The organism is Arthrobacter sp. BF1, from assembly GCF_056680215.1.
In genome coordinates this window covers 40,119-52,905 of sequence record NZ_CM155271.1, presented here as the reverse complement: position 1 = coordinate 52,905, position 12,787 = coordinate 40,119, and the positions used below count along the sequence as shown (strand labels likewise).

At 65.9% G+C, this 12,787-nt stretch carries 12 protein-coding genes; 3 read left to right on the top strand and 9 right to left on the bottom strand.

From position 1 onward, the window contains the following. Positions 1–16: 16 nt before the first annotated feature. A complete protein-coding gene (locus tag AC1MCD_RS00285) occupies positions 17–712 on the top strand; it encodes a GntR family transcriptional regulator (protein WP_498674756.1) in 696 nt (231 codons plus the stop codon). 50 nt (positions 713–762) lie between these two features. Here AC1MCD_RS00285 and mmsB read toward each other — a convergent pair whose 3' ends face one another. The 8 genes from mmsB to AC1MCD_RS00245 all read right to left on the bottom strand — a co-directional run bounded on the left by mmsB (position 763) and on the right by AC1MCD_RS00245 (position 10,974). Then, entirely contained in the window at positions 763–2,052 is a 1,290-nt protein-coding gene (gene mmsB / locus AC1MCD_RS00280; protein WP_498674753.1) for a multiple monosaccharide ABC transporter permease, read from the bottom strand. Positions 2,053–2,057: 5 nt separating this feature from the next. Beyond that, the gene (gene mmsA, locus AC1MCD_RS00275) at positions 2,058–3,587 is read right to left on the bottom strand and encodes a multiple monosaccharide ABC transporter ATP-binding protein (protein ID WP_498674752.1); all 1,530 of its coding nucleotides are present in this window, start codon (positions 3,585–3,587) and stop codon (positions 2,058–2,060) included. 107 nt (positions 3,588–3,694) lie between these two features. Beyond that, positions 3,695–4,822 (bottom strand): multiple monosaccharide ABC transporter substrate-binding protein, encoded by a 1,128-nt coding sequence (gene chvE, locus AC1MCD_RS00270; RefSeq protein WP_498674750.1) that lies wholly within the window; start codon positions 4,820–4,822, stop codon positions 3,695–3,697. A gap of 305 nt (positions 4,823–5,127) precedes the next feature. Continuing rightward, the gene (locus AC1MCD_RS00265; RefSeq protein WP_498674749.1) at positions 5,128–5,712 is read right to left on the bottom strand and encodes an aldose epimerase family protein; all 585 of its coding nucleotides are present in this window, start codon (positions 5,710–5,712) and stop codon (positions 5,128–5,130) included. Between the two features lie 71 nt (positions 5,713–5,783). Beyond that, positions 5,784–7,319: an L-arabinose isomerase gene (gene araA, locus AC1MCD_RS00260; protein WP_498674747.1), complete on the bottom strand. Its 1,536-nt coding sequence runs from the start codon at positions 7,317–7,319 to the stop codon at positions 5,784–5,786. An 84-nt stretch (positions 7,320–7,403) separates the two neighbouring features. Next, positions 7,404–8,111 (bottom strand): L-ribulose-5-phosphate 4-epimerase, encoded by a 708-nt coding sequence (locus AC1MCD_RS00255; RefSeq protein ID WP_498674746.1) that lies wholly within the window; start codon positions 8,109–8,111, stop codon positions 7,404–7,406. Then, positions 8,108–9,841: a ribulokinase gene (gene araB, locus AC1MCD_RS00250; protein WP_498674744.1), complete on the bottom strand. Its 1,734-nt coding sequence runs from the start codon at positions 9,839–9,841 to the stop codon at positions 8,108–8,110. Before araB ends, AC1MCD_RS00255 begins: the two co-directional genes overlap by 4 nt. A 110-nt stretch (positions 9,842–9,951) precedes the next feature. Beyond that, on the bottom strand, positions 9,952–10,974 hold the full coding sequence (locus AC1MCD_RS00245; RefSeq protein ID WP_498674742.1) for a LacI family DNA-binding transcriptional regulator: 1,023 nt from the start codon (positions 10,972–10,974) through the stop codon (positions 9,952–9,954). 117 nt (positions 10,975–11,091) lie between these two features. Here AC1MCD_RS00245 and AC1MCD_RS00240 point away from each other — a divergent pair, with 117 nt between their 5' ends. Continuing rightward, positions 11,092–11,427 carry a hypothetical protein gene (locus AC1MCD_RS00240; RefSeq protein WP_498674740.1) on the top strand — a complete coding sequence of 112 codons (336 nt, stop codon included), beginning with the start codon at positions 11,092–11,094 and terminating at the stop codon, positions 11,425–11,427. A gap of 91 nt (positions 11,428–11,518) precedes the next feature. Here AC1MCD_RS00240 and AC1MCD_RS00235 read toward each other — a convergent pair whose 3' ends face one another. Continuing rightward, positions 11,519–12,358: a LysR family substrate-binding domain-containing protein gene (locus tag AC1MCD_RS00235; protein ID WP_498674738.1), complete on the bottom strand. Its 840-nt coding sequence runs from the start codon at positions 12,356–12,358 to the stop codon at positions 11,519–11,521. Between AC1MCD_RS00235 and AC1MCD_RS00230 the strand changes: the two genes are divergently transcribed. Then, positions 12,321–12,725: a DUF5997 family protein gene (locus AC1MCD_RS00230; RefSeq protein ID WP_190990473.1), complete on the top strand. Its 405-nt coding sequence runs from the start codon at positions 12,321–12,323 to the stop codon at positions 12,723–12,725. The two genes, AC1MCD_RS00235 and AC1MCD_RS00230, sit on opposite strands and share 38 nt — an antisense overlap. Positions 12,726–12,787 lie beyond the last annotated feature (62 nt).

Genomic DNA, 12,787 nt, shown 5'->3' with positions numbered 1-12,787 from the left:
ATGTAAATTCTCAGGTATGGCCACATCGAATCCGACCGTCCGCTCCGCTACAGGCCGTCTCCGGGTGGCCGTTCCTTCAGTGGCGGAACGCGTGGCGGACGAACTCCGGCTCCAGCTCGCCGAGGGAGCCCTGCTTCCCGGCGCGCGACTCACCGAATCCACCATCGCCGAGGATCTCGGCGTTTCCCGGAACACGGTGCGGGAGGCCTTCGCCGAACTCGCCAGCGAACGGCTGGTGGTTCGTCACCCCAACCGCGGCGTTTTTGTGGCGAGCCTGGGGGCAGGGGACATCCACGACGTCTATACAGTCCGGCGCGCCATCGAGGTCAGCGCCTTGCGCGGCGGCGGGAGCCAGGAGAATGTGGCCGCCGTGCGGGCCGCCGTCGAGGAAGGCAAGCGGGCCGCGGCCGCCGGTGACGAGGAAGCGCTCGGCACAGCCAACCAGCATTTCCACGGCGCCATCGTTGCCCTGGCGGGAAGCCGGCGGCTGAACAGCATGATGGGGCAGGTCTTGGCCGAGATGCGGCTGTTTTTCCACAAAGCCACCGTGGACGGGCAGTTCTACCACCACTATCTGCAGGAAAACGACGCGATCTGTGAGGCGTTGGAAGCCGGCGAACTCGACCGCGCGGCAGACCTCCTGCTGGCCTACCTGGACCGCTCCGAGGACAACCTCGCTGACGTGCACGCGGAAGCGGCCGACGCTGAGTAAGCCGTCGGCCGCTTCGCAGCAAGCTACTTCGCTGAGGGCACCGCTGCGCGCTACTTCGCCGCGGGCACCGGGGCGGCAACCTGATCTGTGGCCGGGCCGGCGTCCGCTGCGGCACCGGTGTCCGGCTTGACCTTCAGGCGCTTGCCGAAGGCCGCGCCGCCGCCCTTGCCACTGCGGTTCTTGTTGAAAATGTCGAAGCCGACGGCGAGCAGCAGCACCAGGCCCTTGATGAGCTGCTGGTAGTCGGTGCCGAGGCCCAGGATGGACATGCCGTTGTTCAGAACTCCCATGATCAGGCCGCCGATCATGGCTCCGGCCACCGTGCCGACGCCGCCCTGGACGGCCGCGCCGCCAATGAAGGCCGCGGCGATGGAGTCCAGCTCGAAGCCGGTGCCGCCGGCCGGTTGTGCGGAGTTGAGCCGGGCGGTGAACACCAGGCCGGCGAGTGCGGCCAGGACGCCCATGTTCACAAAGAGTCGGAAGGTCACAGCTTTGGTCTTGATGCCGGACAGCTCCGCCGCGTGCAGGTTCCCACCGATGGCGTAGGTGTGCCGGCCAAAGACGCTGTTGTTCATCAGTGCCGTGTAGACGATCACCAGGACCGCAAGCACAATCAGGACGATCGGGGTGCCGCGGTAGCTGGCAAGCAGGAAGGTGATGATCAGCATCAGCAGGGCGATGAACGCAGTCTTGATGGCGAACCAGGCCATCGGTTCATTCTCAAGATCGAACTTCTTCCGGATCCGGCGTTCCTTGACCGCCTGGATCACCAGGGCCAGGGTAGCGCCCACACCCAGGATGACCGTGAGCCACTCCAGCACTGAGGTGCCGCCGGAAATGTCCGGCAGGAAGCCGCCGCCAAGAGCCCGCAGCTCGGCCGGGAAAGGGGTAATCTGCTGGTTCTTAAGGGTGATCAGGGTCAGGCCTCGGAAGATCAGCATCCCCGCGAGGGTGACGATGAACGCGGGAATCCCAACGTAGGCAATCCAGTAGCCCTGCCAGGCACCCACCAATGCACCGACCAGCAAACAGGCGGGGATGGCAACCCACCAGGCCCAGCCCCAGTGCACGATCATGACACCGGCCACCGCACCGATGAAACCGGCAATCGATCCCACCGAAAGGTCGATATGTCCGGCGATGATGACCATCACCATGCCGATGGCCAGAATCAGGATGTAGCTGTTCTGGACCACCAGGTTGGTGACGTTCTGCGGCTCCAGCAGGATCCCGTCAGTCAGGACTTGGAACAGCAGGACGATCAGGATCAGGGCGACAAAGATGCCAACCTGGCGGAGGCGGCTTGTGAGGAAGCCCAGGGATTCTCGGAGGGCGGACATGTTCGCTATTCCTTCTCTTTGGTCATGAAATGCATGAGGGTTTCCTGCGTCGCTTCGGCGATGGGAACCTCGCCGGTGATGTGCCCGGCGGACAGGGTGTAGATCCTGTCGCAGATGCCCAGCAGCTCGGGCAGTTCGGAGGAAATCACGATGACTGCCTTTCCTTCCGCGGCCAGCTTCGCGATGATCGTGTAGATCTCAAACTTCGCGCCGACGTCGATCCCGCGGGTGGGCTCGTCAAGGATCAGCACGTCCGGATCGGAGAACATCCACTTGCTCAGCACCACTTTCTGCTGGTTGCCGCCGGACAGTTTGCCCGTGATGGCCGCCACCGACGGCGCCTTGATGTTCATGCTCTTCCGGTAGTCGTTGGCTACGACGGTTTCCTGGTTCTTGTCCACCCAGCCACGCTTGACCAGCTTGGGAAGGGCGGCCATGGACACGTTCCGCTTGATGTCCTCGATGAGGTTCAGGCCATAGCGTTTGCGGTCCTCGGTGGCGTAGGCGATCCCATGCTTGATGGCCGCGGAAACGGTGCCGGTGTTGATTTCGACGCCGTGCTTGAAGACTTTGCCGGATGTTGCGATGCCGTAGCTGCGGCCGAACACGCTCATGGCCAGCTCTGTCCTGCCGGCGCCCATCAGCCCGGCAAGGCCAACCACTTCGCCCTTGCGGACGTTGAGGCTGGCGTTGGTGACCACCATCCTGCTGTGGTCCTGCGGGTGCCGGACGGACCAGTCCTCGATCCGCAGGACTTCCTCGCCGATCCGGGGAGTGCGGTCCGGGTAGAGGCTCTCCAGGTCGCGGCCAACCATGCCGCGGATGATGCGTTCCTGCGTGATCCCGCCGTCGCCCAGGCGGAGGGTTTCGATGGTCTTGCCGTCACGGATGATGGTGACGGCGTCCGCCACCTTGCGGATCTCGTTGAGCTTATGGCTGATGATGATGGATGTGACGCCCTGGCCTTTGAGGTGCAGGATCAGGTCCAGCAGGTGGCCCGAGTCCTCGTCGTTGAGGGCCGCCGTGGGTTCGTCGAGGATGAGGAGCTTGACCTCCTTCGAAAGCGCCTTGGCGATCTCCACGAGCTGCTGCTTGCCCACGCTGATCTGCTGCACGGGGGTGACAGGGTTTTCGCTCAGCCCCACCCGGGCCAGGAGCTTCGCGGCCTCCAGGTTGGTCTTGCGCCAGTCCACCCAGCCGCGCGTGGCCTGTTCGTTGCCAAGGTAGATGTTCTCCGCGATCGACAGGTAGGGGCTCAGCGCCAGTTCCTGGTGGATGATCACAATTCCGCGCTTCTCGCTGTCGCTGATGCTGGCGAAGTTGCAGGGTTCGTTTTCGAACAGGATGTCGCCGTCGAAGGAGCTGTGGGGGTAGACACCGGACAGCACCTTCATCAGGGTTGATTTTCCTGCACCGTTCTCCCCGCAGATGGCATGGACCTCGCCGCGGTTTACCTGCAGGGTGACGTCCTGGAGTGCCTTCACGCCCGGGAAGGTCTTGGTGATTCCTCGCATTTGAAGAATGAGTGTGTTCATCGCCAATTCTCACTGACTGGTAGTACCTGGAACCGCCTGCGGCTGCAGGGGTCTACGGGAAGGGAGACGGCCACGACCCGACGGTGGGCCGCCTCCCTTCGACGTGGCTACTTGACGTCGGCCTCGGTGTAGTAGCCGGAGTCGATGAGTTCCTTCTTGTAGTTCTCATCCGTGATGATCACGGACTTGAGCAGGTAGGCCGGGACCACCTTGACCTTGTTGTTGTAGGTCTTGGTGTCGTTGACCTCGGGCTCCTGGCCCTTCAGGAGGGCGTCCACCATCTTCACGGCCTGGGCGCCCAGCTGGCGGGTGTCCTTGAAGATCGTGGAGTACTGCTCACCGGCGGTGATGGACTTGACCGAACCCTTTTCAGCATCCTGGCCGGTGACGATCGGCAGGCTTCCCTTGGCGTAGCCGCCGGTGCTGGTCAGGGCGGAGATGATGCCGATGGAGAGGCCGTCATACGGCGAGAGGACGCCGTTGAGCTTGGTGCCGGAGCTGTAAGCGGCCGTGAGGATGTCTTCCATGCGCTTCTGGGCCACGGGGGCCTGCCAGCGCAGGATGGCCGCCTGCTCGAACTTGGTCTGTCCGCTGGGGACCTTCAGGGTGCCGGCATCCAGGTACGGCTGGAGGGTATCCATGGCGCCGGTCCAGAAGAAGTTGGCGTTGTTGTCATCCGGGCTCCCGGCGAAGAGCTCCACGTTGAAAGGTCCCTTGCCGTCCACCTTCTTGCCGGCCGCATCAACGAGGCCCAGGCCAGTCAGCAGCGACGTGGCCTGCTGCACGCCCACGGTGTAGTTGTCGAAGGTGGTGTAGAAGTCCACGTTCGGTGTGCCGTTGATGAGCCGGTCGTAGGCGATGACCTTGACGTTCTGTTCCTTCGCTTTGGCGAGGACGTCGGTGAGCGTGGTGCCGTCAATGGCCGCCACGATCAGAGCCTTGGCGCCCTTGGTGAGCATGTTCTCGATCTGCGCCACCTGCGTGGGGATGTCATCGTTGGCGTACTGCAGATCGGCCTTGTAGCCGAGCTTGGCAACGGAGTCGGAGACGTTCTTGCCGTCCGCGATCCACCGCTCCGACGTCTGCGTCGGCATTGAGATTCCCACAAGGGAGCCGGCAGCATCGCCGGAGGCGGCGGGTTCGGCTGCCGTGCCGCCGCGGCTGCCGCAGCCGGTGGCCCCGACGGTCACAGCGAGGACAACCGCAACGGTGCCCAGGAGTTTCCTGATCTTCACAATTTTCTCCTTCCGCGGGCCCGTGGTCCGCGAAGTTGCTGATCGCAGCCCTGCACGTCGTTGTGCCCCCTGCGGGGCGGGTAACAGCGGGAGGAATGCGTAGGTCTGGATGGAACGGAGTTGAGCCGGCAATCAACGCCAGCAAATTGTTATCGCTAACAACAGGGTCAAACATAGCTTCTCAGTGCATGTGAGTCAACGCACATCCGGCGTTAACCTTAGACTGATCCGCAGCGCATCCTCACAGTTCAAGGACGCGTCAAGCGGCATAAACGCGCCAGGCAGCTCGGTGCGAGGCTCCCGGTTCAAGCCGCAGCAGGTCCGTGCCGCTGTTGAACGCGTCCGGCGGGCAGGTCATCGGCTCGACGGCGAGCCCCAGCCGGGTGGGCAGCGGCGGGTCCGTGTCCCCGGTGTAGAGCTGAACCCAGGTGCAGCTGCGGTCCCAGGCCATCCCGACGCCGGGTCCTCCCGGGTCCCTCACCACCACGCACGCCTGCCCCTCGCGGGTGCGGGCACACCCCGTACGGTGCCGCCCGCTCCCCCGTATTGGCTGCGGTCACGGTGGTGTGCAGGCCGTCGCTGTCCAGCCGGTACTGGGCGGTGATGGTCAACGCGAACGGGTAGCCCGGCGTCGGCCCGATACTGCAGGACAACGTGAGCGCGGACTCGGCCTGGGTCGCCAGCGTCCAGTCGAGCTCGGGGGTGAAGCCGTGCAGGGCGCACTGCCTGTCCGGCTCGTTGACCGGCACCCGGTAGTCGATGCCATCAAAGGTGTACTCGCCGTCGGGAATCCGGTTCGGCCAGGGCGCGACCACCACGCCGCGGTAGTGCGGGTTGGGCCCGCCAGCCGGGAACGGGACAACGAGGTCCCGCCCCCGGTGCTGCAACACGCGCAACGCCGCTCCCCGGGCGGATATCGCCGCGGTGTAGTCTCCGTGCCGAAGTGCGTGTTCAACCCCGGTCACAGCCCGCCGGCCAGCTTGTAGTAGGCGGCGTTCCAGGCGAGTTCCTTCTTGAAGCCGCGGATGGTGGTGCCGTCGTCGATGGTCAGCAGCTCCGTTTGGGCGATCTCGGCGAAGTCCTCGAACACGTCCATGCCGACGGCGGTGGTCAGGACTGTATGGTGCGCGGCCCCGGCGGTGAGCCAGGCGGCGGCGGAGGTGGCGAAGTCCGGCTTGGGTGACCAGAGGGCCCGGGCTACCGGCAGGTTGGGCAGCGGCTCGTCCAGGTCCACGACGTCGACGGCGTTCGCCACGAGCCGGAACCGGTCGCGCATGTCCGAGAGCGCCACGACGACGCCTGGGCCGGCGTCGGTGTCGAACACCATCCGGACCGGGTCTTCCTTGCCGCCGATGCCCAAGGGGTGGATTTCGACGCGCGGTTTGGTGGCCGTCAGGGAGGGGCAGACCTCGAGCATGTGGGCGCCCAGGATCTTCTCCGCGCCGGGGACGAGGTGGTACGTGTAGTCCTCCATCAGCGAGGCGCCGCCGGGCAGCCCCTCACCCATAACCTTTGCGGCCCGGACCAGGATGGCGGTCTTCCAGTCGCCCTCGGCGCCGAAGCCATAGCCATCGGCCATGAGCCGCTGGACCGCCATGCCCGGCAGCTGGCGCAACGCGCCCAGGTCCTCAAATGAGGTGGTGAAGGCCGCGGAGCCGTTGGACTCCAGGAAGCTGCGGAGGCCCAGCTCGATCCTGGCGCTGTAGCGCAGCGACTCGTGGCGGGCACCGCCCTTTTGGAGCTCGGGGACCACCTCGTAGAGGCGCTCGTACTCTGCAACCAGGGCGTCGACGTCGGACTCCGCGGCGCCGTGCACGGCATCGGCGAGTTCGTTGACGGACCAGGTGTTGACCGAGACGCCGAAGCGCAGCTCGGCTTCGGTCTTGTCGCCTTCGGTGACGGCGACGTTGCGCATGTTGTCACCGAAGCGGGTGAGCTTCAGGGTCCGGACGGCGGCCCAACCGGCCGAGGCGCGCTGCCAGGATCCCACCTGACGGGAGACCTCGGGGTTGGACACGTGCCCCACCACGGTTTTGCGCGGAATGCCGAGGCGCGACTGGATGTAGCCGAACTCGCGGTCGCCGTGCGCGGCCTGGTTCAGGTTCATAAAATCGAAGTCAATGTCAGCCCACGGCAGGTCCCGGTTGGCCTGGGTGTGCAGGTGCAGCAGCGGCTTGCGGAGCAGGTCCAGGCCCTGGATCCACATCTTGGCCGGGGAGAAGGTGTGCATCCAGGCGGTCACACCGATCACGGCGTCGTCCGAGTTCGCCTCCAGGGCGGTACGGCGGATGGCGTCCGAGTCGGTGAGCACGGGCTTCCAGACGATCTTGACCGGGACATCCGAGGATTGGTTGAGGGCGGCGGCAATCTCCTGGGACTGCGCGGCCACCTGCTTCAGGACGTCCTCGCCGTACAGGTGCTGGCTGCCGGTGAGGAACCAGACTTCGTACTGGCCGAGCGACGTTGTGTTTGCGGACGTGTTGGTGGCGTTGGGCATGTTTTCTCCAGCTGAAATAAAAGGGCGACGGCGGTGGGCGGCCTGGCGGCCCGGTTGTTGGGCCTAGCGGGCCGGTTAGTGGGCCTAGCGGCCGTAGACGTTCTGGTAGCGGTCATACAGGGAGTCGATCTGGGCCGGGTCGATTGGCAGTGGCTCGCCAAGCTGGCGGGAAATATGGACGGTCCGGGCCACTTCCTCGCACATGACCGCGGCTTTCACCGCCGCGCTGGCGTCCTTGCCGATGGTGAACGGTCCATGGTTCTGCATCAGGACGGCCGGCGAGGTGGAGTTCTTCAGCGTCTCCACGATGCCCTGGCCAATGGAGTCGTCCCCGATCAGCGCGAAGGGACCCACCGGGATAGGCCCGCCGAACTCGTCGCCCATCATGGTGAGGACGCACGGGATGGCCTCGCCGCGCGCCGCCCAGGCCGTGGCGTAGGTGGAATGCGTGTGGACCACACCTCCGACGTCGGGCATGTTGCGGTAGACGTATGCGTGCGCGGCGGTGTCCGACGACGGCGACAGCGGCGGGTTGCCCCAGTGGATAGTGCCGCCGCTGCCGATGTTGGCGCCACTGACCGGCGTGCCATACAGGTCGGTGACCACCAAAAGCTCGGCGCGCAGGTCGTCATAGGAAACCCCCGACGGCTTGATGACCATCAGGTCATGGCCGGGCACCCGCGCGGACACGTTGCCTGCCGTCCAGACCACCAGCTCGTAGCGCGTCAGTTCGGCGTGCAGGGCGCACACCTCGGCCCTTAGTTGGGCGATGGATTCCAGCAGCGCGCTCATGCGGACACCCCGGCGGTGACGAGGCGGCGGGCGGACCGGCGCTGGATGGCTTTGAGCCGGTGCATGACATCGTTGGTGCCGCGGCCGAAATAGTCGTGCAGCGCGCGGTATTCCTGGAACAATTCCTCGTAGGCGGCAACGTTTTCCGGGATGGGCGTGTAGACGTCGCCAGGTTCGGAGCCCATGGCGGCGGCGGCCGCGCGGATGTCCGGGTACCGGCAGGCGGCCACGGCGGCATGGATGGCGGAGCCCAGGGCCGGGCCCTGGTTTGAGCCGATGGTGGAGAGCTGCAGGCCGGTGATGTCGGCGTAGATCTGCATGAGGAGCTTGTTCTTCAGCAGGCCGCCGGCCACGATGAATTCCTTGACAGGAACGCCGGAATCGCGGAAGGCGTCCACGATGGTCCGGGTGCCGAAGGCGGTGGCTTCCATCAGGGCGCGGTAGGAGTCTTCCGGCCGGGTGGCAAGGGTCTGGCCCACCACCACGCCCGAGAGTTCGTGGTCCACCAGCACCGATCGGTTGCCGGAATGCCAGTCGAGGGCAATGAGGCCGTGCTCGCCGATGGCCTGGCTGGCGGCGAGCTCGGTGAGGTATTCGTGGATCCCGAGCCCTGCCGCTTCCGCGGCCTGGTGGTACTCCGGCGGGACGCCGTTCTTGGTGAACCAGCCGAAGATGTCGCCCACGCCGGACTGTCCGGCCTCGTAGCCCCACAGGCCGTCCACGATGCCGCCGTCCACCACGCCGCACATGCCCGGGACTTCGTGCAGTTCGGTGCCGTTCATCACATGGCAGGTGGAGGTGCCCATGATGGCCACGAGCTGTCCGGGCTCCACGGCGCGGGCGGCCGGAGCGGTGACGTGGGCATCCACGTTGCCCACCGCCACCGCGATCCCCTCGGGCAGGCCGGTCCAGGCGGCGGCTTCGGCCGTGAGATAGCCCGCGGCGTCGCCCAGCCGGCCGATGGTGTGCTCCAGTTTGGTGCTGACGAAGTCCCTAAAGGCCGGGTTCAGGGCAGCGAGGAAGTCCTCGGAGGGGTAGCGGCCGTCCTGGTACATGCCCTTGTAGCCGGCGGTGCAGGCGTTGCGGACGTAGTTGCCGCAGAGCTGCCAGACGATCCAGTCGGCTGCCTCCACCCAGTGGTCCATGGCGGCATAGGTCTCCGGGTCCTCCTCGAGGAGCTGCAGTCCCTTGGCGAATTCCCATTCGGACGAGATGAGCCCGCCGTAGCGCGGCAGCCAGGTTTCGCCCCGTTCAGCCGCCAGGGCGTTGATCCGGTCCGCCTGCGGCTGCGCGGCGTGGTGGCGCCAGAGTTTCACGTAGGCGTGCGGCCGGTTGGCGAACCCGTCCAGTTCGTTCAGCGGTGTGCCGTCCGCCTTGACGGGAACCATGGTGCAGGCGGTGAAGTCGGTGGCAATGCCGACGACGGCGGCGGGGTCGATCCCGGCGTCGGCGATCGCCGCGGGGACTGCGTGGCGGAGGACGTCGCGGTAGTCGTTGGGCACCTGCAGGGCCCATTCCCCGGGAAGCCGGGCGGCGCCGTCGTCCATGACATCCGCGGCACCGGCGACATTCGCCGGCAGGGCGTCCGTCACCACACCATGCGGGTAGTCGAAGACGCCGCTGCCCAGCTCCTTGCCGTCACGGACCCGGACCACCACGGCCCGCCCGGAGAGCGTGCCGTAGTCCACACCAATGACAAAGTTTTCGGTTCCGTCCACTGAGACGTCCATCAAATCCTCCAAGTTGATTTCGCAGCATTGCGAACTCCATTATTGTTAGCGCTAACAAACCGCCTGTCAAGGAATTGCTTCATTCGCGTTATTCGAGTGGGCTCCGGGCCTCAGGGTTGGGGCGGGCGGGCGGCGGTGCTGGCGCGCACCACCAGCTCGGGGCCAACCACCAGGGTGCCGCCCGCGGCACCGTCCTCGATCTGGGCGCGCATCAGGTCCATGCAGCGCCTGCCGAGTTCTTCAAAGTCCTGGCGGACAGTGGTCAGCGGGGGCATAAAGTAGGCGGATTCGGGCTGGTCGTCGAAGCCAATCACGGACACGTCCTCGGGTACGCGGACGCCCTTCTCGCCGAACGCCCGCAGCAGTCCCAGGGCCATCTGGTCGTTGCTGACGAACACTGCAGTGGCCTCGCGCTGATCTGCCAGCTGCTGCCCGATCCGGTACCCGCTGCCCGCGCTCCAGTCGCCCTCGACCAGCAGGTCGTCGCCAAGTCCGGCTTCCGCCAGTTCCTCGCGCCAGCCGTCAACACGGGCCTGGCCATCGATCCAGTCCAGCGGTCCGGAGACGTGGCCAATGCGCTGGTGGCCAAGGCTGATCAGGTGGGCCACGGCCAGGCGCGCGCCGAGTTTCTGGTCCAGCATCACCCCGCACAGATTCCCGTGGCCGGCTACGCCCACCACGATCACCGGCACATTCAGTTTCAGGCCCTCCAGCACCTCCAGCGTCCCGTCGTGCGGGGCGATGACAATCAAGCCATCGGCGCCCTGGTCCGTCAGGTGGCGCACCGCATCGGAAATCGCATCAGACCCGGCCCCCCTGATCGCGGCAATGCTCACGAAATAGCCTGCCTCGCGGGCGGCCTGTTGGACGCCCAGGAGCGTATTCGCCGGACCATACTGTCCCAATTCGGAGGCAAGGACGCCGATGGTCTGCGTGCGCCGGGTGACCAGGCTCCGCGCGGCCGTGTTGCGCCGGTAGCCAAGCTCGGCAATCGCCGCTTCCACACGCCCCCGCGTCGCCGCGCTGACGTTCGGGTGGTTGTTGATCACCCGCGAGACCGTTTGGTGGGAAACATTGGCCCGCGCTGCCACGTCTTCAAGCCGCGGCAGGCGCCGGCCGTGATCGTTCCCCATACGAGTTGCCCTTCCTCAATTCGCGGCACGTCCGCGTGACATCAAGTTACCCCAGGGCGGCGCCTCTTATTGGGGCGTCCGGCGGACCGTGACCACGCCCTCGGCTAGGCTGGACGGATGAAACGCCGCCTTGCAGCCCTGTCCGCCGTCCCCCTGTTGCTCCTGCTTTCCGCCTGCGGATCGGTGCAGGAAGTTGCTGAAAACGCCGCGAACGATGCCGCCTCCAAGGTAGCCACCGCCGCCTCTGACGAAGTCAAGCAGCAGGTCTGCAGCGTGGTTGAAGACGGGCTGGTCAGCGTCTCGGACAAGGCCCTGCTCGGCGGACTCGTCTCCGCCGCCGACGCCGCCGGGGTACCCGCGGAAATTACGACGCCGTTGGGCCAGATCGCCAAAGCCGGAGACCAGGTGCCGGCCGACTCGGTGGACGCACTGACGGAAGCCTGCTCGGCTTAGTCCCGGCAGTTTCTGTTGCGCAACGCTGGGTCACTTCCGGCCCAATAACCAGGGACTATTGGGCGAAGAGTGACCCCGCGTTGCTCATATGCTAGCGCTTGCCCTTCTTGCGTGATCCCTTGCCTCGGCCCTTGTCCGGGTTGGGCGCGTAGCGCTGGGCAATCTTCGGCTTCTTGACGGCCGGTCCGCGACGGTCCGGCTTCGGTTCCTTCTTAGGCTTTTCCTGCTGGGCCGAGGGCTGCCGGGAGCTTGCCGCCGTCCGGCCGCGGACAATTCCGATGAACTCCTCAATGATTTCGTCCGTGGAGTCGATGGGCCACGCCAGCCCGATCTCCGTGGTCGGCGCTCCCGTGAGGCGCCGGGCCACGGTGTCCTTGCCGTTGAAGTGGCGGGCCACGGACATCGGCAGGATCACCAGGCCGGCACCGGACGCCACCACCTGCATGGCCATCTCCGGGCCGCCGAGTTCCGCGACGTCCAGGAACGTTTCCTGGGCCAGATCTTCCAGGGCCACTTCCTCAAACACCGAGATCTCGTGCCCCTTGGGAGCCACCACCACGGGCTGCTCCTCATACAGGGGGATCACGTTGAGGCCGTCGCGCTCCACCGGAAGCCGGACGAAGCTGAGGTCCGCGGTACCGTCCTTTAATACGGAAAGCTGCGCGCCGTCGTCGGACATAAAGGACTCCAGCGGAATGTCCAGCACGCGCTCTTCCCAGCGGCGGATCCACTTCCCGGGCGTCACGCCGGCCACGTAGGCGAAACGCAGCACGCGGGGCGCGTCCTGCTCCGTGGCTTCGGAGGAGACGCTATCGGAGGCACTGGCGTTCTGCGGGGATTCATTGTCGGCGGGCACGTCTTCACAGTACCGCCCGCCCGGATACCCTTGAAGCATGACCTCTGCAAACTCCCAGTCCATGAAGCCGGCCACCGTTGCCAAAAAACTTGGCATCTACCTGCCCGCAACACCGCAGGAGTTCCAGGATTCAACCATCACCCGCGCCGATTTCGCTGAGCTCCAGGCCAATCCGCCGGAGTGGCTCGCAGAGCTGCGCCGCAACGGCCCGCACCCCCGCCCGGTAGTCGCCCAAAAGCTGAACGTCTCCATCAGCGGCCTGGCCCGCGGCGGCGTTGAAGAAGCGCTCACGACGGCGGAAATCACCGCACTGCTGCAGGCTCCGCCTGCGTGGCTGGTCACCGAGCGCTCAACCCACGCCGCGGTCCGCGCGGAAGCCCAGCGCGTCAAGGACGAAGCCGCCAAGAAGGACGCAAAGAAGGACCGCGCGAAGGCCGAGTAAGTCCCAAAAAAATCCTCAGCATGTTCGCGGATCCGGGCCTTCATGACACGGATCCGCGGACA